General features: G+C 71.6%; 19 protein-coding genes and 1 pseudogene. 6 read left to right on the top strand and 14 right to left on the bottom strand.

Annotated elements, in window-relative coordinates; all coding sequences use genetic code 11:
• Positions 1-159: 159 nt before the first annotated feature.
• Positions 160-1095, top strand: a pseudogene (locus OHB00_RS26310) (Bro-N domain-containing protein).
• A gap of 180 nt (positions 1096-1275) precedes the next feature.
• Here OHB00_RS26310 and OHB00_RS26305 read toward each other — a convergent pair.
• Genes OHB00_RS26305 through pdhA (OHB00_RS26295) form a run of 3 tightly spaced genes read right to left on the bottom strand, consistent with a single transcriptional unit; the run spans position 1276 to position 4914 of the window.
• Positions 1276-2697, bottom strand: coding sequence for a dihydrolipoamide acetyltransferase family protein (locus OHB00_RS26305; RefSeq protein ID WP_406438091.1), 1422 nt, complete (start codon positions 2695-2697; stop codon positions 1276-1278).
• Positions 2698-2707: 10 nt separating this feature from the next.
• Positions 2708-3688 (bottom strand): alpha-ketoacid dehydrogenase subunit beta, encoded by a 981-nt coding sequence (locus tag OHB00_RS26300; RefSeq protein ID WP_406438089.1) that lies wholly within the window; start codon positions 3686-3688, stop codon positions 2708-2710.
• A gap of 2 nt (positions 3689-3690) precedes the next feature.
• Positions 3691-4914, bottom strand: coding sequence for a pyruvate dehydrogenase (acetyl-transferring) E1 component subunit alpha (gene pdhA / locus OHB00_RS26295; RefSeq protein ID WP_406438087.1), 1224 nt, complete (start codon positions 4912-4914; stop codon positions 3691-3693).
• A 545-nt stretch (positions 4915-5459) separates the two neighbouring features.
• Between pdhA (OHB00_RS26295) and OHB00_RS26290 the strand changes: the two genes are divergently transcribed.
• The gene (locus tag OHB00_RS26290; RefSeq protein ID WP_406438085.1) at positions 5460-6476 is read left to right on the top strand and encodes a phosphotransferase; all 1017 of its coding nucleotides are present in this window, start codon (positions 5460-5462) and stop codon (positions 6474-6476) included.
• A gap of 105 nt (positions 6477-6581) precedes the next feature.
• Here the strand turns inward: OHB00_RS26290 and OHB00_RS26285 are convergent, their stop codons facing one another.
• The gene (locus OHB00_RS26285; RefSeq protein WP_406438083.1) at positions 6582-8174 is read right to left on the bottom strand and encodes a protein kinase domain-containing protein; all 1593 of its coding nucleotides are present in this window, start codon (positions 8172-8174) and stop codon (positions 6582-6584) included.
• Between the two features lie 318 nt (positions 8175-8492).
• Here OHB00_RS26285 and OHB00_RS26280 point away from each other — a divergent pair, with 318 nt between their 5' ends.
• The gene (locus OHB00_RS26280) at positions 8493-10130 is read left to right on the top strand and encodes a protein kinase domain-containing protein (protein ID WP_406438081.1); all 1638 of its coding nucleotides are present in this window, start codon (positions 8493-8495) and stop codon (positions 10128-10130) included.
• A gap of 109 nt (positions 10131-10239) precedes the next feature.
• On the opposite strand, the gene OHB00_RS26275 is transcribed toward OHB00_RS26280, so the two are convergent.
• The gene (locus OHB00_RS26275) at positions 10240-10779 is read right to left on the bottom strand and encodes a bacterial proteasome activator family protein (RefSeq protein WP_406438079.1); all 540 of its coding nucleotides are present in this window, start codon (positions 10777-10779) and stop codon (positions 10240-10242) included.
• Positions 10780-10967: 188 nt separating this feature from the next.
• Between OHB00_RS26275 and OHB00_RS26270 the strand changes: the two genes are divergently transcribed.
• Positions 10968-11594, top strand: coding sequence for a hypothetical protein (locus OHB00_RS26270; RefSeq protein WP_406438077.1), 627 nt, complete (start codon positions 10968-10970; stop codon positions 11592-11594).
• Positions 11595-11598: 4 nt separating this feature from the next.
• Here the strand turns inward: OHB00_RS26270 and OHB00_RS26265 are convergent, their stop codons facing one another.
• The 7 genes from OHB00_RS26265 to pdhA (OHB00_RS26235) all read right to left on the bottom strand — a co-directional run bounded on the left by OHB00_RS26265 (position 11599) and on the right by pdhA (OHB00_RS26235) (position 19673).
• Complete coding sequence (locus OHB00_RS26265; RefSeq protein WP_406438076.1) at positions 11599-12579, bottom strand: NAD(P)H-quinone oxidoreductase; 981 nt, start codon at positions 12577-12579, stop codon at positions 11599-11601.
• Between the two features lie 47 nt (positions 12580-12626).
• The gene (locus OHB00_RS26260; RefSeq protein ID WP_406438074.1) at positions 12627-13724 is read right to left on the bottom strand and encodes a potassium channel family protein; all 1098 of its coding nucleotides are present in this window, start codon (positions 13722-13724) and stop codon (positions 12627-12629) included.
• Positions 13721-15106 (bottom strand): molybdopterin molybdotransferase MoeA, encoded by a 1386-nt coding sequence (locus tag OHB00_RS26255; RefSeq protein WP_406438072.1) that lies wholly within the window; start codon positions 15104-15106, stop codon positions 13721-13723. The genes OHB00_RS26260 and OHB00_RS26255 overlap by 4 nt, the downstream gene beginning before the upstream one ends.
• On the bottom strand, positions 15103-16029 hold the full coding sequence (locus tag OHB00_RS26250; RefSeq protein ID WP_406438070.1) for an NTP transferase domain-containing protein: 927 nt from the start codon (positions 16027-16029) through the stop codon (positions 15103-15105). The genes OHB00_RS26255 and OHB00_RS26250 overlap by 4 nt, the downstream gene beginning before the upstream one ends.
• A 193-nt stretch (positions 16030-16222) precedes the next feature.
• Positions 16223-17527 carry a dihydrolipoamide acetyltransferase family protein gene (locus OHB00_RS26245; RefSeq protein ID WP_406438068.1) on the bottom strand — a complete coding sequence of 435 codons (1305 nt, stop codon included), beginning with the start codon at positions 17525-17527 and terminating at the stop codon, positions 16223-16225.
• On the bottom strand, positions 17527-18531 hold the full coding sequence (locus OHB00_RS26240) for an alpha-ketoacid dehydrogenase subunit beta (protein ID WP_406438067.1): 1005 nt from the start codon (positions 18529-18531) through the stop codon (positions 17527-17529). Before OHB00_RS26240 ends, OHB00_RS26245 begins: the two co-directional genes overlap by 1 nt.
• Positions 18528-19673: a pyruvate dehydrogenase (acetyl-transferring) E1 component subunit alpha gene (pdhA, locus tag OHB00_RS26235; RefSeq protein ID WP_406438065.1), complete on the bottom strand. Its 1146-nt coding sequence runs from the start codon at positions 19671-19673 to the stop codon at positions 18528-18530. Before pdhA (OHB00_RS26235) ends, OHB00_RS26240 begins: the two co-directional genes overlap by 4 nt.
• A gap of 175 nt (positions 19674-19848) precedes the next feature.
• Between pdhA (OHB00_RS26235) and OHB00_RS26230 the strand changes: the two genes are divergently transcribed.
• On the top strand, positions 19849-20349 hold the full coding sequence (locus tag OHB00_RS26230) for an Lrp/AsnC family transcriptional regulator (protein ID WP_406438063.1): 501 nt from the start codon (positions 19849-19851) through the stop codon (positions 20347-20349).
• A 2-nt stretch (positions 20350-20351) separates the two neighbouring features.
• Here OHB00_RS26230 and OHB00_RS26225 read toward each other — a convergent pair whose 3' ends face one another.
• Complete coding sequence (locus tag OHB00_RS26225; RefSeq protein WP_406438061.1) at positions 20352-20939, bottom strand: TetR/AcrR family transcriptional regulator; 588 nt, start codon at positions 20937-20939, stop codon at positions 20352-20354.
• The gene (locus tag OHB00_RS26220) at positions 20936-22450 is read right to left on the bottom strand and encodes a 3-hydroxyacyl-CoA dehydrogenase (RefSeq protein ID WP_406438059.1); all 1515 of its coding nucleotides are present in this window, start codon (positions 22448-22450) and stop codon (positions 20936-20938) included. Before OHB00_RS26220 ends, OHB00_RS26225 begins: the two co-directional genes overlap by 4 nt.
• Positions 22451-22597: 147 nt before the next feature.
• Between OHB00_RS26220 and paaN the strand changes: the two genes are divergently transcribed.
• Positions 22598-24304, top strand: a complete 1707-nt coding sequence (paaN, locus tag OHB00_RS26215) for a phenylacetic acid degradation protein PaaN (RefSeq protein WP_406438057.1) — start codon at positions 22598-22600, stop codon at positions 24302-24304.
• The last annotated feature ends 13 nt before the right edge of the window (positions 24305-24317 follow it).

The following is a 24317-nucleotide window of genomic DNA, read 5'->3' as shown; positions in this document are numbered from 1 at the left end:
TCACTCTCTCGCCTCCTCCCAGTTCCCGGTGGGTCTGACATACCCCAGCAGCCCAGCGCAGCAGAACGCAGGTTCTTCCCTCGCATTCATGAACATTGCGGTATTTAGCTGGCATATTCGATTTTCTCCGCCTTAGGTTCCGCGGCGGAGGTGGTTCAGATGAACGAACCAAGCAAGAAGGCGACACCCGCCGGCCGCCACGAGGCCATCGACGTCAGCGACTTCGTGTACGCGGCGACCGGAGCGCGAGTACGACGACTGACCATGCCGGACGGGAGGCACTGGTTTCCGGCGGTGGATGTGTGCAAGGAGCTGGGGTACGCCAACTCTCGGAAGGCTCTCGCCGACCACGTTCCAGAAGAGCACCGAGAGTGTATTGAGAGCGTAACTGGAGGTTACGCTCTCAGCATTCCCGCAGGTCGGGACTGGCGCCGAGACATGAATCTCATCGATCTCTAGGGCCTGATCATCCTCGTCAACGGCTGCACGAAGCCCGCCTGCGCCCCCTTCAAGCAGTGGGTTGCGGAGGTCATCGAGACAGTGCAGCGCGAGGGTTCTTACACTCTCGAAGAGGCCGAGGTGCAGCCGACCGAACCGGGCGCGCCCGTCGCGTACGCCATGCCGGAGCAGGTCGCGGATGCCATCGTCCGGCTTGAGGCACACAACCTTCAGCTGGACGAGCAGCTGGTGAGCGGGCAGCGCGAGCTGATCGAGCTGTAGAGGAGCACGCTCGCCGTGCAGCAGGCCATGGTCCGGGCCATGGAACGCATCGCGGACCGGCTCGACGACCTCGTCCTCGAAAGGCGTAAGCCGTACGGCCCGCCCACGGCGCTGCCGACCACCGAGTCCGTACTCGCCGACTGGCGGCGGCGGTTGTCGGTGACCGAGGACGTATGGACGGTGGCCGTCGTGATCGCCCCTGTCCTCGTCGAGAAGGGTGAGCTGCGAGAGCCGCTCGAATCGATCGCCGCGCGTACCGGCCTGACGGTGCACCGGGTCAACGAGTGTCTCCGTCTGCTGCGCAAGCACGCCTGCATTCACTCGCGGGGTGGGACGGAGGAGGGGGCGCCGGTCTACGTGCTCAACCAGCTCTAAAGGGAGTGGGCGGTCGCAATCGGAACTTGCGGCCGCCCGCTGTCACCCTATTCCTCTCAGGCCGAGAGTGTCCGCGAGACCGTAACCAGAAGTTACACTCTCAGCGTTTGCGCAGGTCAAAGAAGGGCGAGAGCGTGACTGGAAGTCACTCTCTCGCCCTTCTCTCACTTCTCCCGGGGCTCACCCCCAGGTGATCAACCGCTTCGGCTGCTCCAGGATCGCGGCGATGTCCGCCAGGACCTTGGAGCCCAGTTCTCCGTCCACCAACCGGTGGTCGAAGGACAGGGCCAGGGTCGTGACCTGACGCGGCTTCACCTTGCCCTTGTGGACCCACGGCTGGAGCTTGATGGCGCCGACGGCCAGGATCGCCGCCTCACCCGGGTTGAGGATCGGCGTGCCCGTGTCGATGCCGAAGACGCCGACGTTGGTGATGGTCACCGTGCCGCCCTGCATCGCGGCGGGTGACGTCTTGCCGTCCCTGGCCGTGACGACCAGCTCACCGAGCGCCTCCGCCAGTTGCGGGAGCGTCTTCGCGTGGGCGTCCTTGATGTTCGGGACGATCAGGCCGCGCGGGGTAGCCGCGGCGATGCCCAGGTTGACGTAGTGCTTGAGCACGATCTCCTGGTTCGCCTCGTCCCAGGAGGCGTTGACGTCCGGGTTGCGCCTGATGGCGACCAGCAACGCCTTGGCGATGAGAAGGAGCGGGTTGACCCGAAGGCCCTGCAGGTCCTTGTCCTGCTTCAGCTCCTCCACCAGCTTCATCGTGCGGGTCACGTCCACCGTGACGAACTCGGTGACGTGGGGTGCGGTGAACGCGGAGCCGACCATGGCCGCCGCCGTCGCCTTGCGGACGCCCTTGATGGGGACGCGGGTCTCGCGCGCGGTGTCGTACGACGTTGCCGCGGGGGCTGTCGTGGGAGCGGCGGGCGCCGGCTGTGGGGCCGCCACCGGTTCCGGCACCGCCACCGCCGCGTGCACGTCCTCGCGGGTGATGATGCCGTCCGGGCCGGACGGGGTCACCGTGGTCAGGTCGACGCCCAGGTCCTTCGCCAGCTTGCGCACCGGCGGCTTCGCCAGCGGGCGGGAGCGGTCCTCCGCGGCCGGGGCGGGAGTGGAGACAGGGGCGGGGACCGGGGCGGCGCCGTGGCCGTTCAGCTCGTGCTGGACCGCTGCCTGGACCGCCGTCTCCGCGACCGTGACCTCCGGGCCCTTGCGCGGGCGGCGCTTGGTGGACGAGGCCGCCACGCCGTAGCCGACGAGGACCGGCTGGCGGCCCTCCGGCTTCTTCGCCGGCTCCGGCTCCGGGGCCGGAGTCACGGCGGGCTCGTCGGCCGGCGCCCCGCCTGTCACGTCCACCGCGATGATCGCCGTGCCCACGTCCACCGTGGTGCCCTCGGCGAAGCGCAGTTCGCGGACCACGCCGTCGTAGGGGATGGGGAGTTCGACGGCCGCCTTCGCCGTCTCGACCTCGCACACCACCTGGCCGTCGGTGACCGTGTCACCGGGCTGGACGTACCACTTGAGGATCTCCGCCTCGGTGAGCCCCTCGCCCACGTCCGGCATCTTGAACTCGCGTACGGACGCTTCCGTCATCGTCGTCACGACCCTCTCCTCAGTACGCCAGGGCACGGTCGACGGCGTCGAGCACCCGGTCAAGGCCCGGTAGGTACTCCTCCTCCAGGCGGGCCGGCGGGTAGGGGGCGTGGTAGCCGCCGACCCTGAGGACCGGGGCCTCCAGGTGGTAGAAGCAGCGCTCGGTGATGCGGGCGGCGATCTCCGCGCCCGAACCGAAGAACACCGGCGCCTCGTGGACCACGACCAGGCGGCGGGTCTTCTCGACCGAGGCCTGGATGGAGTCGAAGTCGAGCGGGGAGACGGACCTGAGGTCCAGGACCTCCAGGGACTTGCCCTCCTCGGCCGCGGCGTCGGCCGCCTCCTGGCAGAGCTTCACCATCGGGCCGTAGGCGACGAGGGTCAGGTCGGTGCCCTCACGGACCACGCGCGCCTTGTGCAGCGGACCGGGGATCGCCTCCGTGTTGACCTCGCCCTTGTCCCAGTAGCGGCGCTTGGGCTCGAAGAAGATCACCGGGTCGTCGCTCTGGATGGCCTGCTGCATCATCCAGTAGGCGTCCGAGGAGTTGGCCGGGGTGACGATCTTCAGGCCGGCCACGTGCGCGAACAGCGCCTCGGGGGACTCGGAGTGGTGCTCGACCGCACCGATGCCGCCGCCGTAGGGGATGCGCACGACGACCGGCATCTTGACCTTGCCCAGCGAGCGTGCGTGCATCTTGGCGAGCTGGGTGACGATCTGGTCGTACGCCGGAAAGACGAAGCCGTCGAACTGGATCTCCACCACGGGGCGGTAGCCGCGCAGGGCGAGGCCGATCGCGGTGCCGACGATGCCGGACTCGGCGAGGGGGGTGTCGATGACGCGGCTCTCGCCGAAGTCCTTCTGGAGGCCGTCGGTGACCCGGAAGACGCCGCCGAGCTTGCCGACGTCCTCGCCCATGACGAGGACCTTGGGGTCCGAGTCCAACGCGCGGCGCAGCGACTCGTTGATCGCCTTGGCCAGAGCCATCTTTTCCGCTGCCATGGTCAGACCCCCTCTACGTCCGCGAACGACGCCTGGTAGGCGGCGAACTGGGCTCGCTCCTCGTCGACGAGCGCGTGCCCGTCGGCGTACACGTTCTCGAAGACGGCGAAGTTGTCCGGGTCCGGCATGGCCCGCACCGCTTCGCGCACTCGCCTGCCCAACGCCTCGGACTCGGTCTCCAGTTCCGCGAAGAATCCCTCGGCCGCGTGGTTTGAGGCCTCCAGGTACCGGCGAAGGCGCAGGATCGGGTCCTTCGCCTCCCAGGCCTCGCGCTCCTCGTCGGCCCGGTACTTGGTCGGGTCGTCGGAGGTGGTGTGGGCGCCCATCCGGTACGTGTACGCCTCGACGAGCGTCGGTCCCTCGCCGCTGCGGGCGCGCTCCAGCGCCCACTTGGTGACCGCGAGGCAGGCCAGCACGTCGTTGCCGTCGACGCGGACGCCGGGGAAGCCGAAGCCCTGGGCGCGCTGGTAGAGCGGGACACGGGTCTGCTTCTCGGTCGGCTCGGAGATCGCCCACTGGTTGTTCTGGCAGAAGAACACGACCGGGGCGTTGTAGACCGCGGAGAAGGTGAACGATTCGGCGACGTCGCCCTGGCTGGAGGCGCCGTCGCCGAAGTAGGCGATCACCGCGCTGTCCGCGCCGTCCTTGGCGATGCCCATCGCGTAGCCGGTGGCGTGCAGCGTCTGGGAGCCGATGACGATCGTGTAGAGGTGGAAGTTGTTGCTGTTGGGGTCCCATCCGCCGTGGTTGACGCCGCGGAACATGCCCAGCAGGTTGGTCGGGTCGACCCCGCGGCACCAGGCGACGCCGTGCTCGCGGTAGGTCGGGAAGACGTAGTCGTCCTCGCGGGTGGCCCGGCCGGAGCCGATCTGGGCGGCCTCCTGGCCGAGCAGGGACGCCCACAGGCCCAGCTCGCCCTGGCGCTGCAGGGCGGTGGCCTCGGCGTCGAAGCGGCGGGTGAGCACCATGTCGCGGTACAGGCCGCGCAGCTCCTCGGGGGTGATCCCGGCGACGTATGCGTCGTACTCGGCGTTCTTGACCCGCTTGCCCTCGGGGGTCAGCAGCTGCACGAGTTGGGGCTCGGTGCTCTTCTTCGAGACGGTGCGGGTGGTGGTGCGACTGGCGGTGCGAGTGGTGCGCTTGGTGCCGGTCTTGCTGCCGGTGGTACCGGCCTTGCCTGCGGCGCTGCGTCGCGGTTCACTCGCGGCACTGCTGTCCACGGTCACGTGTGCTCCTCCGTCGGTCCGGCCCCCGGGGTTGCCGGGTGAACCAGTGCGGCTCACCTGCTTCCGACACCCGTGGCACGGGGTGGGTGCCACTCGGCCGGGAACAGGCGTGACAGGTGCCCCGGCGAGCGCCCTGCAACAAGCACGTTACCCAGTGCTCCACATTTCTGTGAAACCCCTCCTGACCTGCGTTTTTGCTTGGAAATCCAAGTACTTTCCACTTGGGTTCCCCAGGAGATCGACGCGGGCCGGAAGGTCGCTGGTCAGAGCCTTGCAGGAGGCCGGAGCAACGGCACGTTATCCCGCCGCCCGGGGCCACGGGAAGACTTCGCGGGGTCCTGCCTGCGCGCCGGACACGGCGCGCGGCGCCGCGAGCCTACGCCCCGCACCCCGCCCCGGGGGCCAAACTTTCGCACTTGCATTCGCCACGGTCCATGGCGTGACCGAAGGCGACCATCGGCGACTGACTGTGACAACGCCCAGCTCACAGGGGTGATGCGTGCCCTAGCATCTGGCGCGTGCCGCGCCCATGTGTACCACCCCCAGTGCCCCACGCGCCCCCTCTGGGCACCCTGCTCCGGCTGTACGCCGCCGGTTCCGCGCTCGCCTGCGAGCCGGTCGAACAGGGCCTGCTCAACCGCGGCTACCGCCTCTGCACCACCCGCGGCCGCTACTTCCTGAAGCACCACTTCGATCCGGACACCGCCGACCCGGCCGCCATCGAACGGCGTCATCTGGCCACCCTCCGGCTGGCCGCCCTCGGCGTCCCGGTCGCCCCGCCCCTCGCCGGCCGCGACGGCCGTACGGTCGCCGTCGTCGGCGGCCACGCCTACGCGCTGCACCCCTGGATCGACGGCCGGCACCGGCACGGCGGACAGCTCACACGCGGGGAGTGCGCGCGGCTCGGCGCGCTCCTGGGCGCCGTGCACGCCTGTCTGGAGCGCGTGATGCCACCCAAAGGACGTACCAGGCCGGCCACCGGCCCCCATCCCGTCGAGAGCGCCGACCCCGCCGACACCTTCGCGCTCATCGACGACCTGCTCGCCCACGTCAGCCGGCACCGCCCCGCCGACGCCTTCGACGAACTCGCCCGCCACCGGCTGCTCGAACGCCGTGCGCTCCTGGAACAGCACGCCGCGAGGCGCCCGCCGCGCGGCGCCTCGGTGGGCTGGGTGCACGGCGACTTCCACCCGTTCAACCTGCTCTACAAGGACGACGCGCCGGCCGCGATCGTCGACTGGGACCGGCTCGGCGTGCAGCCCCGCGCCGAGGAGGCCGTACGCGCCGCAGTGATCTTCTTCGTGCGCCCGGCGGGGGCGCTCGACCTGCGGAAGGTACGGGCGTACGCGCGCGCGTACCGGCGCGCGGCCGGAGCCACGCCCTCCGAGCTCGCGGCGGCCGTGCACCGCGTGTGGTGGGAGCGGCTCAACGACTTCTGGATGCTGCGCTGGCACTACGAGCGCGGCGACACCCGCGCGGACCCCCAGTTCCCGGCCGCCTCGGCCCTCGCCGTGTGGTGGACCAGGGAGTACGACGCGGTGTGCGACGCCTTCGTCGAGTGACGGCCGGTGAGCCGGTGCCGACCGGTCGGCCGGGTGCGGCCGGTGAGCCTGGTGCGGCCCCGGTCGGCTTGGAGCGGCCGGTCAGCCGAGGGGTGCCGGGGTCCTTCAACCGCCGCCGAGGCCGGCGCCGGAGATCGTGTTGCCGGCGTCGCCGCCGCTGTCGCCGCCGTCGGTGCCGGTCGTGTCGGAGGGCTCCGCGTCCGGGGAGCTCTCGGTGTCGGTGGGCTGCGAGGCGGACGCGGTGTCCGACGGCTCGTCGCTCGGCTCGCTGCTCTGCGTCTGGGACTGGGTGTACGACGGGGTCGACGACGGCGTGTAGCCGTTGTTGTTATTGGTGTCCGAGCCGCTGTCGTCGGTCTCCGTGTCGGTGGCCGTGGCGCTGTCCTCGTCGGAGGGGCTCGCGCTGGCAGTGTCGTCCTTGGTGGTCTGCGAGGTCGTCGGCGACTGCGTCGTACCGGTGCCGCCGTCGCCGCCGCCACCGCCGTTGTTCAGCGCCAGCGCGACGCCCGCCGCGACGGCGATCACCGCGAGGACCGCGAGGATCCACAGCTTGCCGCGGCCGCTGCCCCGGTTGCCGTGCCCCTCGAAGCCGCCGTCGTCGCCGCCCCCGTAGCCGCCCGGCAGGATCGGCTGCGGGATCTGCGTCGTCCCGGCGCCGGTCGTCGGGTGCGGCATCACGGTCGTACCGGCGAAGCCGGCCGCCGGGGTGTGCCGGCCGTCGTGCACGTTGACCGGGCCGGTGTTCCAGGTGCCGGTGTGGCCGCCCTGGTCGTACAGCATCTGCAGGCCGTACTGGACCAGGCCGCGCATCTCCTCGGCGGTCTGGAAGCGGTCGTCGGGCTCCTTGGCGAGCGAGCGCATGACCAGACCGTCCAGCTCCGGCGGGGCGGCGCCCTCGGAGGTCTGGGACGGCGGCACCGGAATGTCCTGGACGTGCTGGTAGACCACCGCCAGCGGGGTCTCGCCGATGAACGGGGGCCGCAGGGCGAGGAGTTCGTAGAGCAGGCAGCCGGTGGCGTACAGGTCGGAGCGGTGGTCGACGGCCTTGCCGAGCGCCTGCTCCGGGGAGAGGTACTGGGGCGTGCCCATGACCATGCCGGTCTGCGTCATCGTCGTGGACGCGCCGTGCAGGGCGCGGGCGATGCCGAAGTCCATCACCTTGACGGCGCCGTTGTGCGTGATGATCACGTTGGCGGGCTTGATGTCGCGGTGCACGATGCCGTGCTGGTGCGAGTAGGCCAGCGCCTCCAGCACCCCGGAGACGATGATCAGCGCCTGCTCGGGGCCGGGCGCCTCGGCGTTGATCAGCAGGTCGCGGATGGTGCGGCCCTCGACCAGCTCCATCACGATGTACGGCACGGACTGGCCGCCGACCACGTCCTCGCCGGAGTCGTACACCGCCACGATCGCGTGGTGGTTGAGCCCGGCGACGGACTGTGCCTCACGCGTGAAACGGGCCTTGGAGACCGGGTCCTCGGCGAGATCTGCACGGAGCAGCTTCACGGCCACGGTCCGGCCGAGCCGTACGTCCTCGGCCGCGAACACCTCGGCCATGCCGCCCCGCCCGAGCCGGTGGGTCAGCCGGTACCGGCCGTCGCCGACCAGGCCCTGGTTGCCCCACATCTCCGGCGCGTCTGACATGCCGCCGCCAGTCGCCTCGGGGTCGGACGGGCCCTGGGCGCTGTGCGTCTGTGCCATCGGTCCTCGCCGTCGTTTCTGCCCGCGGTGCGCGCGGTGTTGTCACGGTCTCCGTCGGCCACGCTACAGCCTCCGCGCAACCCGTCGGTCCGGGTTCCGGCCCGTGGACGGACCGGCCATCAAACCCCTACCACGCACTGTCCTGCAAATTCTGTGTACCGGACGTACGGCAGCCGTAACGCTTCCGCGGCTCTTCTTTCCCGTACGGTCACGGAACGGGCACCGTGCTTGACGTGTCAGTGCCCTCGGGCAGACTTGGCCGGGAATGAGACATTCGATCAACAAGGGTGCCTGAGTGCCGGGCGGGGGACGGGGAAAATGAGCCAGGACGGCGCACACGGCCGTTACGCGGGGCGGGCGCTGGCCGGTGGCCGCTACCAGCTGCGCGACCTGCTCGGCGAGGGCGGCATGGCCTCCGTGCACCTGGCGTACGACGCGGTCCTGGACCGGCAGGTCGCGATCAAGACCCTGCACACCGAACTCGGCCGGGAACAGGCCTTCCGCGAGCGCTTCCGCCGCGAGGCCCAGGCAGTGGCCAAGCTCACGCACACCAACATCGTCTCCGTCTTCGACACGGGCGAGGACGAGTCGGACGGTTCGACCATGCCGTACATCGTCATGGAGTACGTCGAGGGCCGCCCGCTCGGCTCGGTGCTGGAGGAGGACGTCCGGCAGGCCGGCGCGATGCCCGCCGACAAGGCGCTGCGGATCACCGCCGACGTACTGGCCGCCCTGGAGATCAGCCACGAGAAGGGGCTGGTCCACCGCGACATCAAGCCCGGCAACGTGATGATGACCAAGCGCGGGGTCGTCAAGGTGATGGACTTCGGCATCGCCCGCGCCATGCAGTCCGGGGTCACCTCGATGACCCAGACCGGCATGGTCGTCGGCACCCCGCAGTATCTTTCGCCGGAGCAGGCCCTTGGCCGGGGCGTGGACGCCCGGTCCGACCTCTACTCGGTCGGCATCATGCTGTTCCAGCTGGTCACCGGGCGGCTGCCGTTCGACGCGGACTCGCCGCTGGCCATCGCCTACGCGCATGTCCAGGAGGAGCCGGTCGCGCCCTCCTCGATCAACCGTGCCCTTCCCCCGGCCGTGGACGCGCTGGTCGCCCGCGCGCTGAAGAAGAACCCGAACGAGCGCTTCCCGACCGCCGAGTCCATGCGCGACGAGTGCCTGCGGGTCGCCGCCTCGCTCCAGCCGGCCGCGCCGAGCATCGTCCCGGGCATGCCGCCGACGCAGAGCGGCGCCGGAGTCGGCTCCGCGGTGTTCCCGCCGGTCGGCCAGGCGACGCCGGTGCCTCCCGGGCCGGTGCAGACGCCGTACCAGCCGGCTCCGGCCCCGAACCCGTACGGCACTCCGGTGCCTTCCCCCGCCTACGGCTATCCGCAGCAGGCGGGCTACCAGACGCCGGCCGGCTACGCCCAGCAGGCGCCGTCCACTCCGCCGCCGTACAACCTCACGCCCTCGGCTCCCTCCGTCGGCGGCGGGAAGAGCAACCGGCCGGTGGTCATCGGGTCGATCGCGGTGTCGCTGGTCGCGGTGGTCGGCCTGATCGTCGCGCTGGCGCTGAACAACGGCCGTGAGGACGACAACACCGGCGGCACCGGCGGCAGCGGGGGCGGCACCGCGAGCGCCACGGCCTCGCACGCGTCCGGCTACCGCGGGCCCGACACCTCGAAGACCATCGAGAAGACCGAGTGCACCGAACCGCAGGAGTCCTACGACGACCCGGACAAGGTCCAGGTCCCGGACTTCAGGTTCAAGTACATCAAGTCGGTCAAGGAGTGCTTCCAGGCCGCCGGATGGCAGATGAAGATCGTCTCCGTGGACGAGAACACCTACGGCGACGGCACGATCATGGAGCAGTTCCCGTCCTCGGGCACCGACGTCGACCCGAAGGACATGCCGACCATCGAGCTCAAGGTGTCGACCGGGAACCCGGCGACCGGCTGAGGCTAAGGACGTAGTGAGGGCCCGGCGGTCGTACGCCGGGCCCTTCGCCGTCTCGGGAGAATCCAGGGGGTCTGGAGGTCCAGGGAGTATCTGGAGGTCCAGGCAGTGTCTAGAGGTACGGCCCACCGGAGCGGCCGCCCGGGCCGTGCTCCTCGCCCTCGTGGCCGACGCCCGGCGGCAGCGCGCGCCGCATCTGTTCAAGCTGGGCGCGGGCGGCCATCTGCTGGGCGAACAGGGTGGTCTGGATCCCGTGGAACAGCCCCTCCAGCCAGCCCACCAACTGGGCCTGCGCGATGCGCAGTTCCGCGTCCGAGGGGGTCGAGTTGTCGGTGAACGGCAGCGAGAGCCGCTCCAGCTCCTCCACCAGCTCGGGCGCCAGACCGTCCTCCAGCTCCTTCACCGAGCTGGCGTGGATCTCCTTGAGCCGGACCCGGCTGGCCTCGTCGAGGGGAGCGGCGCGCACCTCCTCAAGGAGCTGCTTGATCATGCTGCCGATCCGCATGACCTTGGCGGGCTGCTCCACCATCTCCGTCACCGGGATCTCGCGGGAGTCCTCGTCCCCGTTGCCGCCACCGAGTGCCATCCCGTCCTGGCCCACGACCAGGATCTGCGGATTCTCGGGCGACCGTTCGTTCCTCGGCATCTCCATGCCGCCATTCTCTCGCACCCGTAGACCTCACCACCGCGGTGCCCCCCATCGGGGCTGATCCACCTTTCCGAACCGCTCGGGACCGGCCGTAGACCCATCGGCCGAACAATTAATGCCGGGTTTGTCGGTGAATGTGAGGCTGGTGATCGTCGGCCCTGACGACGACTGTGCTCCAGGAGGTCACCGAAGTGACTCCAAGGCTGCGACTCCCCCGCGCCGATACCCGGCCGCTCGGCCCGGTGCGGCCCGCGTCCGTGCGTCCGCTGCCCGTGCGTCCGCTGCCCGTGCGTCCGCTGCTCGTGCGTCCGCTGCTCGTGCGTCTGCTGCTCGTCCTCGCGGCGGTCCTGCTGCCGTGCGGCACGGCCGTCGCGAAGGCCCCCGAGCCGCTGCCCTCGGACTCCGCCAGCGCCTCGGCCACCCCCGAAGCGTCCCTGGCCGGCACGCTGGCCGGCGAGGGCCGGATGCGACCGGGGCGGCCCCAGGGCCCGGCGACGAAGGTCGAGGGCCAGGACGCCGACGACCCGGACGACTCCACAGGCCCCGCCGACTCCGCCGATCCCGACGAGGGGACGGCGACGGAGTCGCCGGTGAGCGGCGCCGAGAGCCCGGCGGCCACCTCCTCGCAACCGCCCCGGGAGGCCGTCCTGGCCCCCACCGCGCCCCAGCCGAACCCTGCCACGGGCCAGGCCCTCGGCCCGGGCCAGGACGACGACACCGAGCCCGTGCTGCACATTCTTCCGCTCGGCAGCGGACTGGTCCTGATCGGCCTCGGGCTCGGCCTGGCCTTCGTCGGCCTGCGGGTGCGGCGGGGATAGGTCGCTATCCGGCGACCAGCAGGACCTTGCCGATGTGCTCGCTGGCCTCGACCACCCGCTGGGCCTGCGCCGCCTCCGCCATCGGCAGCTCCCGGTCGACGACCGGGCGGACATGCTCCTGGGCGATCAACGGCCACACGTGCTCCCGCACCGCGGCGACGATGGCCGCCTTCTCGGCGAGCGGCCGGGCACGCAGCGAGGCCGCGCTGATCGCGCCCCGCTTGCCGAGCAGCGCGCCGATGTTCAGCTCGCCCTTGACGCCGCCCTGCATACCGATGATCGCGAGCCGTCCGTTGACCGCGAGTGCCTGCACGTTCCGGTCCAGGTACTTGGCGCCCATGTTGTCCAGGATGACGTCGGCGCCCGCGCCGTCGGTGGCCTGCTTCACCTCGGCGACGAAGTCCTGCTCGCGGTAGTTGACGAGGATGTCCGCACCCAGCTCGGCGCAGAAGTCCAGCTTCTCCTTCGTGCCCGCGGTGACCGCGACCTTGGCGCCGATCGCCTTGCCCAGCTGGATCGCCATGGTGCCGATGCCGCTGGAGCCGCCGTGCACGAGGAGGGTCTCGCCGGGGCGCAGGTGGGCGATCATGAAGACGTTCGACCAGACCGTACAGGCCACCTCGGGCAGCGCGGCGGCCTGCTTCAGGTCCAGGCCCCCGGGTACCGGCAGCAGCTGCCCGGCCGGCACGACGACCTTCTCGGCGTAGCCGCCGCCCGCGAGCAGTGCGCACACCTCGTCGCCGACCGACCAGCCGGAGACTGCGGGACCGATCGCGGCGATCCGCCCGGAGCACTCCAGACCGGGGTACGGGGAGGCGCCCGGCGGCGGGTTGTAGTTGCCCTGTCGCTGCAGGATGTCGGCACGGTTGACGGCGCTGGCCACCACCTCGACCAGAACTTCGCCCTCTCCGGGCACGGGATCGGGAACCTCGTCCCACACCAGCGCCTCGGGCCCACCAGGTTCGGGAATCGTGATCGCATACATGCGGCCGACGCTACTCCCCGCCCGGCCGCGCTCCAGGTCAGTCCCGGTCAGGCACGCGGCAGGGGTCGTACGTCCGGCGCGACCCGGCTGCCCGGCGAGGCCCGCACGATCGTGATCAGCCGGTCCGTCGGCTCGATCGTGCCGACGGCCGGATCGTCATACCCGAGCACCCGGTGCCCGCGTATGACGCTCACCACCAGGTCGGCCGTCTCGCGCGGGGTCTTGCCGACCTCGGCCTTGACCGCCGGGCGTTCCACCAGGTCCAGACCGCTGCCCTGCTGGATGAGGTCCTCTATGACCATGCCGGCGGCCGGGCTCAGCACGGACAGCCCGAGCAGCCGCCCGGCCGCGCTGGCGCTGGTGATGACGGCGTCGGCGCCGGACTGCTTGAGCAGGGGAGCGTTCTCCTCCTCGCGGACCGCTGCCACGATCTTCGCGGCTTTGTTGAGCTGCCGTGCCGTCAGCGTCACCAGCACGGCCGTGTCGTCCCGTTGGGTCGCGATGATGATCTGCCGCGCCCGCTGCACCTCGGCCCGCTTCAGCACCTCGCTGCGGGTCGCGTCGCCCACGACCCCCGCGTATCCGTCGGCGGTGGCCGCGTCGATCACTTTGGAGCTCGGGTCGACCACGACCACCTGCTCGTTCTTCAGGCCGGTCGCACAGACCGTCTGGATCGCCGACCGCCCCTTCGTCCCGAACCCGACGACGACGGTGTGATCCCGCAACGTGGACCTCCAGCGGTTCAGGCGCCATTCCTCCCGGGTGCGTTCGGTGAGGACTTCCAGCGTGGTGCCGACCAGGATGATCAGGAACAGCACCCGCAGGGGCGTGATGACGAAGATGTTGGTGAGCCGTGCGCTGTCACTGACGGGTGTGATGTCGCCGTAACCGGTGGTGGAGAGGGTGACGGTCGCGTAGTAGAAGGCATCGAGGAGGTCGACGGAGCCGTCGGAGTTGTCGCTGTAGCCCTCGCGGTCGGCGTAGACGATCAACGCGGTGGCGACCAGCACCAGCAGGGCCATGGAGAGCCGTTTGGCGACCTGGCGGATCGGGCGCTCCACCACTTCGGTCGGGAGTTTCACCCGATGGGTCACCAGGTGTTCGTCCGCCTGGCGGGCGATGGCGTCATGGCCCGGAAGTTTCACGTGAAACACACCTCGATGCCCGCGGCCGCCCACGGCAGGTCGAGCATCTCCGTCTCCTCGCCCTGGCGGGCTCCGCCCGGCGGTACGACCGCGAGCGCGTCGGCGGCGGCGATGCCGCGGAGCATGGCGGGGCCGTTGTAGTGGAGCGGGATCGCGGTGTCGCCACGCAGGACGACCGGGATGAGCCGGGTGTCGTACGGGTGACCGTGCGTCGCTTCTGCCAGCGGCAGCGCGTACGGCTCGGGGGCCGGACGGGCGGCGAGGGTGCGCAGCAGGGGTTCGGCGAGGGTGAGCAGGCCGGAGACGGCTGCGAGGGGGTTGCCGGGGAGACCGACGAGGTGCTGGTTCTCCTTGGTGCGGGCCAGCAGCATGGGGTGGCCGGGGCGCACCTTGACGCCGTCGACGAGGAGTTGGGCGCCGATGCGCTCCAGGGTGGGGTGGATGTGGTCGACCGGGCCGGAGGCGGTGCCGCCCGTGGTGACGACGAGATCCGCTGTCGAGGAGGCGATCGCCTTCTGCAGGGCTTTGGCGTCGTCGCCGAGCCGTCGTACGGCGGTGACCTCGGCGCCGAGCGCGCGCAGCCAGGGGGGCAGCATCGGACCGAGCGCGTCCCGGATGAGTCCGTCGTGCGGGAGCCCTTGGGTGAGCAGTTCATCGCCCAGGACCAGGACTTCGGCGCGGGGGCGGGGGACGGCGGTGACGGTGTCGTATCCGGCGGCCGCGGCGAGGCCGAGAACGGCCGGGGTGGCCAGGGTGCCGATGGGCAGCAACTGGTCGCCACTACGGCACTCCTGGCCGCGCGGGCGGATGTCCTGGCCGTGGACCACCTCGCGGGTGGGGTGCAGCCGGCCCTGGGTGTCGAGACGTCCGTGCTCGCTGCGCAGCACCGCGGTGGTGTCCGCCGGGATCCGGGCGCCGGTGGCGATCCGGACCGCCTCGCCGTCGGTGAGGGGCTCGGGCTGCGCGTGCCCGGCCAGGACGCCGTTTTCGCGTACGTCCCAGGGGCCGGGGCCGGCGACCGCCCAGCCGTCCATGGCGGAGGTGTCGAAGGAGGGAAGGTCGGTGAGGGCGTCCAGGGGGGCGGCGAGGGTCAGGCCGAGGGCGTCGGCCAGTGGCACGGAGACGGGGGCACCGCGGCCGCCGGACCGGGCGGCGCGGGCGGCGGTCTCGCGGGCCTGGGGCCAGGGGGTGGCGCGGTGGCGGTGCGCCGATGGTCCTCCGGGGTCGTGCTCGGCGTGGGGGGTGGGTGCGGGGGTCGTGCCCTGCCGGGGCTTCCTGGGCTCCCTGGGCTCTCTCACGAGGGCGAGCGCCTCCTCGACGTCGAGATCGTCGTCGGTGTCCGCGGCGGCGGGGGTGCCGGCCCGAGTACCGGGGGCGGTCACCGGCCGGGCCCGGCGGCGGGGGTGCCGGGGCCCGGTTCGGCGGAGCCCGGTCCCTCGGTGGCGGCCTGCCCGGCGGAAGGGTTCGCCTCCTCCGCCCAGCGCAGGGCCAGCGCGGCGGCCTTGTGGGCCGCCTCGACGACCGCCTCGGGGCCGCCCTTGGCCTGTGCGGCCGCGTAGCCGACGAGGAAGGTGGTCAGCGGGGCGGCCGGGCGGTCCACGCCGTGCGCGGCGTCCCTGGCCAGGTCGAGCAGAAGGCGGATGTCGACGTCCAGGTCGATGCCCAGTTCGTCCTTGACTGCGGAGATCCATTCATCCAACACGTGCCCATGCTCCCTGATGCGTGCCCTGGCGTCGGCGATGTCGTCCCAGGTGTCGCAGTCGAAGGACGCGAGGGGGCCCGGGACACGGGTGAGGTTCAGTGCGGCGGTGAGGCGCCGAAGGGGGAGGCCGGTGAGGCCGCGGTCGCCTTCGGCGAGAGCCGACAGTGCGTGGCGCAGCGCCGCTGTCCGGTAGGCCGCCACGAGGGGTTGGTCCCTGCCGTCGGCATCGGTGAGCAGCGCCGCGTCCGCGCCGGAGGCGTGCAGTACCGACAACAGGCGCCCCACCGTCGCCTCTTCGAGGAACGGGAGGTCGGCGGAGAGTACGAGCGCGCAGTCGGCAGCGGTGTGGCGCAAGCCGGCGTCGAGGGCGGCGACCGGGCCGCCGCCCGGGGGGTCCTCGCGGGTCCAGTGGACCGGGCGGGAGGTGGGGCGCGGGGCTGCCACGACGACGGTCCGCCGTGCGCCGGCGCAGGCCGCGAGGACGCGGTCGAGGAGGGGGCGGCCGCCTACCCGGACGGAGGGTTTGTCGGCCCCGCCGAGGCGCCGGGCGGCGCCGCCGGCCAGCACGATCGCGTCGTAGGGCGGGGGGTCGGTGGCGGTCACCTTTCGAGTATGCGGGGCGTTCTGATCACGGGGAACCGATGAGGCGGTGTGTGATGCGCAGGGTGTGGTTGCGTGCGCCCGAGGGGCGGGGGCGGATCGTCCGTGGGCGAGTGCGGGTTGTTCGTGGTTGGTCGCGCCCACGCGGCGGAGCCGCATATTGATACGGCCCCGCGCCCCTTGCGGGCCGCTGTCGCTAGAGCGTCCTGAGAAGCACCGCCGGGTTTTCCACGCAGTCGGCCACGTACCTCAGGAAGCCGCCCGCTGTGCCGCCGTCGCAGACCCGGTGGTCGAAGGTGAGGGAGAGCTGGACGACCTGGCGGATGGCCAGCTCGCCCTCGTGGACCCAGGGCTTCGGGACGATGCGGCCCACGCCCAGCATCGCTGCCTCGGGGTGGTTGATGATCGGGGTGGAGCCGTCGACGCCGAAGACGCCGTAGTTGTTCAGCGTGAAGGTGCCGCCGGTGAGTTCGGCCGGGGTGAGGCTGCCGGCGTGGGCCGCCTCGGTCAGTCGGGCGAACTCCGCGGTCAGGGCCTCGGCGTCGCGGGTGTGGGCGTCCTTGACGACAGGGACGACCAGGCCCCGGTCGGTCTGGGCGGCGAAGCCCAGGTGGACGTGGTCGAGTCGGACGATCTCGCGGGCCTCGACGTCGACGTAGGAGTTCAGCTCGGGGTGGCGGGCCAGTGCGGCGGTGCAGATCCGGGCCAGGAGTGCCAGGAGGGAGATCTTCGGGCCCGCCGCCGCGTTCATCGCGGTGCGCGCGCGCATCAGCTCGGTCGCGTCCGCGTCCACCCAGCAGGTCGCGTCGGGGATCTCCCGGCGGCTGCGGGAGAGCTTGTCGGCGACCGCGCCCCGGATGCCCTTGAGGGGGGTGCGGGTGCCGACGGGCTCCGGAGCGGTCCTGGCGGTGACGCGGGCCGCGTGGGCGCGCAGGGCGTCCTCGACGTCGGCGCGCAGGATGAGTCCTTCGGGGCCGGAGCCCTCCAACTGGCGCAGGTCCAAGCCGTTGTCGCGGGCGAGGCGGCGGACCAGCGGGGAGATCACCGGGACGGGGCTCTCGGTGACCGGGTGCGGGGCGGGCACGCGCGCGTGGGCGGTCGGTGGCGCCTTGGTCGTCACGGCGCTCCGGTCGGCCGTGCTGTTGGCCCGGTCCGGGGCGGCGTTGCGGATCCGGCGGCGGCGCGCCGGAGGCGTTCCCGTGCCGTATCCCACCAGGACGTTGCCGGAGCCCTCCGCCTCGGGGACCGTGGTGGCCTCGCCGACGGCGACCGTCAGGAGCGGGGCGCCGACGGGCAGTTCGGTGCCCTCCTCGCCGAAGCGGGCGGTGACCACACCGCCGTAGGGGCAGGGGACCTCGACCATCGCCTTGGCCGTCTCGACCTCGACGACCGGCTGGTCGATCGCGACGACCTCGCCGACCTGGACCAGCCAGGTGACGATCACCGCCTCGGTGAGCCCCTCCCCGAGGTCGGGCAGTTTGAACTCCAGCACCTGTGCCATCAGCCTTCGGCCTCCCATTGCAGACGCGCCACCGCGTCCAGGATGCGGTCGACGCCGGGCAGGTGGTGGCGCTCCAGCATCGGCGGCGGGTAGGGAATGTCGAACCCGGCCACGCGCAGCACCGGCGCCTCCAGATGGTGGAAGCAGCGCTCGGTCACGCGTGCCGCGATCTCCCCGCCCGGGCCGCCGAACCCGCCCGACTCGTGTACGACGACCGCGCGCCCGGTGCGCCGTACCGACGCACAGACCGTCTCGTCGTCGAACGGCACCAGGGAGCGCAGGTCGACGACTTCCAGGTCCCAGCCCTCCGCCTGGGCGGCCTCGGCGGCTTCGAGGCAGACCGGCACGGACGGGCCGTAGGTGATGAGCGTGGCGCTGCGCCCGGTTCGGCGCACCACCGCGCGGCCGATGGGTTCAACGTCCGTCGGCTGCTCGGGGTTCCAGGTGTCCTTGGACCAGTACAGGCGCTTGGGTTCGAGGAAGACGACCGGGTCGTCGGAGGCGATCGCCCGGCGCAGCAGGCCGTAGGCGTCGGCGACGGTGGCGGGGGTGACGACGTGCAGGCCGGGGGTGGCCATGTAGTAGGCCTCGGAGGAGTCGCTGTGGTGCTCGACGCCGCCGATGCCGCCGCCGTAGGGGACGCGGACGGTGATCGGGAGGGGCATCCGGCCCCGGGTGCGGTTGCGCATCCGGGAGACGTGGCTGATGAGCTGCTCGAAGGCGGGGTAGGCGAAGGCGTCGAACTGCATCTCCACGACCGGGCGCAGCCCGTACATGGCCATGCCGACGGCGGTGCCGAGGATGCCGGCCTCGGCGAGGGGGGTGTCGGTGCAGCGGGTCTCGCCGAACTCCTTGGCGAGACCGTCGGTGACCCGGAAGACCCCGCCGAGGGTGCCGACGTCCTCGCCCATGACGTGCACGGCGGGATCGGCGGCCATGGCGTCGCGCAGCGCGCGCGTGAGGGCCTGTGCCATGGTGGCGGGCTTGACGGCGACGGTCGTCATCGCGGCCCGCCTTCCTGGTCCTGGCGCTCGGCCTCCAGCTCGGCGCGGAGCAGGGCGCGCTGTTCGCGCAGTTGCGTGGTGGTCTCCGCGTAGACCTGGTCGAAGAGGTGCATGGGGTCGAGTTCGGGGTCGCGGTTCATGCGTGCGCGCAGGTCGGCGGCCATGGTCTCGGCGTCCTCGCGGGCGCGCCGGACGGTGTCCTCGTCGAGGAGTCCGCGGTCGGTCAGTTCGCGCTCGAGGAGCAGGACCGGGTCGTGGTCGCGCCAGGCGTCGACCTCGGTGTCACCGCGGTAGCGGGTGGCGTCGTCGGCGTTGGTGTGGGCGTCGATCCGGTAGGTCACCGCCTCGACCAGGGTCGGGCCGCCGCCTTCGCGCGCCTGCCGTACGGCGTCGGTGAGGACCTCGTGCACGGCTGCCGCGTCGTTGCCGTCGACCAGGCGGCCCGGCATGCCGTATCCGACGGCCTTGTGGGCCAGGGAGGGGGCGGCGGTCTGCTTGGCGAGCGGGACGGAGATGGCGAAGCCGTTGTTCTGGACCAGGAAGACGACCGGGGCCTGCCAGACGGCGGCGAAGTTCAGGGCCTCGTGGAAGTCGCCCTCGCTGGTGCCGCCGTCGCCGACCATGGCGAGCGCGACCACGTCGTCGCCCTTGAGGCGAGCCGCGTGGGCGAGGCCGACGGCGTGCGGGAGCTGGGTGGCGAGGGGGGTGGAGAGCGGGGCCACCCGGTGGGCGTAGGGGTCGTAGCCGGTGTGCCAGTCGCCGCGCAGCAGGGTGAGCGCTTCGACGGGGTCGACGCCCCGGGCGATCACCGCGAGGGTGTCCCGGTAGCTGGGGAAGAGCCAGTCGCGCTCTTCGAGGGCGAGTGCGGCGGCGACCTCGCAGGCCTCCTGGCCGGTGCTGGAGGGGTAGACGGCGAGGCGGCCCTGTTTGGTGAGGGCGGTCGCCTGGGCGTTGTACCTGCGGCCGCGTACGAGCTGGGTGTACAGCCGGCGCAGCAGCTCCGGATCGGCCTCGGCGGCCGCCTCCGTCCCGAGGACGCGGTACGGGCGCTCGTCGGGCAGCAGCGGCGCGGGGTCCGTCCGGGGCTGCCAGGCGGGCGGCGGCGACGGACGATATGCGCCGCGCTGCTCCATGACCGTCATGACGGCACCTCCTTGTGGGGGTGGCTACGGGAGACGGATCGTCTGTGACCCGTCCCACCTACCGATTGTTCGGTCGTCGGCACATTTTGGCTACAGGCGGCTTCACGCTGTGGACAAACGGTTCTCCACAGCCTGGAATGAACGCAGTACGTCCATGGTAGGGAGGCGGGGGGACATGGCACCTGAACAAATGGCCGAGGGCCCGCAGGATCGCGCCGCACTGTCGCCCGCCCGTCCGTTGGACGCCATTGATCAGGACATCCTGCAGATCCTCCAGGCGGACGGCCGGGCGTCGATACGGTCGGTCGCCGAACGGGTCCATGTCTCGCGGGCCAACGCCTACGCGCGTATCAACCGGCTCATCGAGGACGGGGTGATCCGCGGTTTCGGGGCCCGCGTGGACCATGAGCGGGCCGGTCAGGGCACCTCGGCCTACATCACCCTGAAGATCGTCCAGAACAGCTGGCGCACGGTCCGCGAGCAGTTGCGGCAGCTGCCCGGCGCCTCCCACATCGCCCTGGTGGGCGGGGACTTCGACGTGCTGCTCCTGGTGCACACGCCCGACAACCGGGCACTGCGCGAGCTGGTGCTGACCCGGCTCCAGGCCATCCCCGAGGTGCTCAGCACCCGCACGCTGCTGGTGTTCGAGGAGGAGGACCTGGAGCCGCAGGGCTGAGGTCAGTGCGCGCGCAGGCCGGAGAAGGCCATCCGGACGACCGCGTCCGCGACTTCGCGCGCGCTCGCGCCACGCCCGTCCGGGCGGTACCACTCCACGATCGAGTTGACCATGCCGAAGACCAGCCGGGTCGCGAGGCGCACCTCGACGTCACCGCGTATGTCCCCCTCGGCGGCGGCCGCCTTCAGCAGGTCGGCCACCCGGTGGTCGAAGTCCCGGCGCCGCTCCAGCGCCCAGCGCTCGGTGTCGGTGTTTCCCCGCACCCGCAGCAGCAGCGTCACGTACGGCAGTTCGGTGATCAGCACCTCGACCATGCGCCGTACGACGTGCTCCAGGCGGTCGGCGGCGGGGCCCACGCGCGCGTGCTCCTCGTCGAGGATTCCGAACAGGCCGTCCAGGGCGCGGCTGACCGCGCGGCGCAGCAGCTCCTCCTTGCCGGAGACGTGGTGGTAGATCGACGACTTGGAGATGCCCGCGGCCTTGGAGAGGTGCTCCATGGATGTGCCGTCGTAGCCGCGCTCGTTGAAGACCTGGACGGCCACCGAGAGCAGGGTCTCGGGGGTGTAGGTGTCCCGCTTGGCGGTCGTCATGACGCGCCCTCCCGCTTCTCGGTGGCGTAGGCGTGGCGGTAGAGCGCCAGGGACGGCGCGTAACGGCCGCTCGGGTCGCGCAGGTGCAGGTCGTCGAGGAGGTCGTAGGCGAAGTCGCGGCCGAGGCGGCGGCTCCACTCGAAGGGGCCGAGCGGATAGTTGACGCCCAGGCGCATCGCGGTGTCGATGTCCTCCTCGGTGGCCACCCCCTTGGCGACGGCGTCGTGCGCGAGGTCCACGATGCGGGCGACCGTGCGGGCGACGATCATCCCGGGGACGTCACCGATGACGCTGACCTGCTTGCCGAGCGCCTGGAAGAGGCCGATGGCCTCGCTGAGCGTCCTGGGCAGGGTGTCGTGTCCGGCGGACAGGGCGATCCGGGTCGCGCGGCGGTAGTCGAGGGCGAGGTCGAAGTAGACGACGTCCCGGAACTCCACCGAGGTCTGGCCGTCGGCGAGGACCAGCTGGCCGCCGCTGGGCAGCACCAGGCGGGTGCCGTGGTCCTCGTCCTCCTCGCGGACCTGGATGCCCGCCTCGCGGATCATCGCGAGCACCTCGGCCGCGGGGCCCAGGTCGCCCTCGGCCACGACGTAGGCGGGCCGGTCGGCGGGCTCGGCGGTGTGCGGCTCGGCGGGCTCGGCGTCGTCCGCGTAGTCGTACCAGCCGTGCCCGGTCTTCCGGCCGAGCCTGCCGGCCTCGACCAGCCTGCGCTGGGCCAGGGAGGGCGTGAAGCGGACGTCCTGGAAGAAGGCCTGCCACACGGAGTGCGTGACGGACTCGTTGACGTCCTGGCCGATCAGGTCGGTCAGTTCGAAGGCGCCCATCCGGAAGCCGCCGCTCTCCCGCAGCACCGCGTCGATGGTGGCCGGGTCCGCGGCCTGTGCCTCGTAGACCGCGAACGCCTCGGCGTAGAAGGGCCGGGCGATGCGGTTGACGATGAAGCCGGGGGTGTCGGCGCAGGCGACCGGTGTCTTGCCCCAGGAGCGCGCGGTCTCGTACGCGCGCGTGGCCGACGTGACGTCGGTGGCGAACCCGGAGACGACCTCCACCAGCGGCAGCAGCGGGGCCGGGTTGAAGAAGTGCAGGCCGACCAGGCGGGAGGCGCTGCGCAGGGCGCCGCCGATGGCCGTGACCGACAGGGAGGAGGTGTTGGTGGCGAGCAGGCAGTCCTCGCCGACGATGTCCTCCAGGGCACGGAACAGCTCCTGCTTGGCCTCCAGCCGCTCCAGGACGGCTTCCACGACCAGCGTGCAGTCGGCGAACTCGGTGAGCTCGCCTGCGGGCAGCAGCCGGGCGCGGGCGGCGTCCCGGGCGGCGGCCGTCATCCGGTCCTTCTCGACGAGCCGGTCGAGGCGGGCGACGATCGCCGCGGCCGCCTCCCCGGCCCGTCCGGGGACGGTGTCGTACAGCCGTACGGGATGGCCCGCGACGAGTGCGACCTGGGCGATGCCCTGGCCCATGGTGCCGGTGCCGACGACTCCCACGGTGCTGCTGAGGTCGAGTGCTGTCATGTGCGCGATCCTCCCGCACGGGGTTTTCCACAGATGCGGCAGGCCCCCTTGTCCCGACCGATCGTTCGGTTACTCTAACTCTGTCCGGCCGTTTCCGCCCAGGTCATGAGCTTCGAGGGAGCTCATCAGACGAGGAGTTGGTCCCGCATGACCGCCGAACTCACCGCGCACGAGCTGATCGCCAAGCACCGGCCCACGCTTGACCAGGCGCTGGAGGCGATCCGCACGCGCGCGTACTGGTCCCCCCACCCCGAGCACCCCAAGGCCTACGGGGAGCACGGCAGTCTGGACGCGGCGGCGGGCAAGGCCGCCTTCGACGCCCTCCTCGGCACCCGCATCGACCTCGGCCAGCCCGGCACCGACGGCTGGACCGGCGGCGAGGTCTCCCCGTACGGCGTCGAGCTGGGCGTGACCTACCCGCATGCGGACGTCGACACACTGCTGCCGGCGATGCGGGCCGGGCAGCGCGCGTGGCGCGACGCGGGCGCTGAGGCGCGCGCGGTGGTGTGTCTTGAGATCCTCAAGCGGATCAGCGACCGGACACACGAGTTCGCGCACGCGGTCATGCACACCAGCGGCCAGGCCTTCATGATGGCGTTCCAGGCGGGCGGCCCGCACGCCCAGGACCGCGGCCTGGAGGCGGTGGCCTACGCCTACGCGGAGCAGGTCCGCACCCCCGAGACGGCCGAGTGGACCAAGCCGCAGGGCAAGCGCGACCCGCTCGCGTTGACGAAGACCTTCAAGCCGGTCCCGCGCGGCATCGCGCTGGTCATCGGCTGCAACACGTTCCCGACCTGGAACGGCTACCCGGGCCTGTTCGCCTCCCTCGCCACCGGCAACGCGGTCCTCGTGAAGCCGCACCCGCGCGCGGTGCTGCCGCTGGCCCTCACCGTGCAGGTCGCCCGCCAGGTCCTCGCCGAGGCCGGCTTCGACCCGAACCTGGTGGCCCTGACGACGGAACACCCCGGCGAGGGCATCGCCAAGGCGCTCGCGACCCGCCCGGAGATCCGGATCATCGACTACACCGGCTCGACCGCCTTCGGGGACTGGCTGGAGGCCAACGCCCGGCAGGCGCAGGTCTACACGGAGAAGGCCGGCGTCAACACGGTCCTGGTGGAGTCGACCGACGACTACAAGGGGATGCTCTCCAACCTGGCCTTCTCGCTCTCCCTCTACAGCGGCCAGATGTGCACGACCCCGCAGAACCTGCTGATCCCCCGCGACGGCATCCGCACCGACGCGGGCCCGAAGACGTACGACGAGGTGGTCGCCGACATCGCCCGCGCGGTCGACGGCCTGCTCGGCGACGACGCCCGGGCGAACGCGCTGCTCGGCGCGATCGTCAACCCCGACGTCAAGGCCCGCCTGGAGGCCGCGGCCGGGCTCGGCGAGGTGGCCCTCGCCTCCCGCGAGATCGCCAATCCCGAGTTCCCGGGCGCGGTCGTGCGGACGCCGGTGATCGTGAAGCTGGACGGGGCGCGGAAATACTGGGAGGGGGCGGACGACGAGGCCGCCTACATGGGCGAGTGCTTCGGCCCGGTGTCCTTCGCCGTCGCCGTCGACTCCGCCGCCGACGCGGTGGAACTGCTGCGGCGGACGGTCCGCGAGAAGGGTGCGATGACGGTCGGCGCGTACACGGTCGACGCCGACGTGGAGCGCGCGGTGGAGGAGGTCTGCCTGGAGGAGGCGGCCCAGCTGTCGCTGAACCTGGTGGGCGGGGTGTACGTGAACCAGACGGCGGCCTTCTCCGACTTCCACGGCTCGGGCGGCAACCCGGCAGCGAACGCCGCGCTGTGCGACGGGGCGTTCGTGGCGAACCGGTTCCGGGTGATCGAGGTGCGCAGGGAGGCATAGCGCGCGGGACCGG

The sequence above is a fragment of the Streptomyces sp. NBC_00631 genome (assembly GCF_045206895.1).
Classification (GTDB): domain Bacteria; phylum Actinomycetota; class Actinomycetes; order Streptomycetales; family Streptomycetaceae; genus Streptomyces.
Note: the sequence above shows the minus strand (reverse complement) of the source record. Positions and strands in the feature narration are given on the sequence as shown.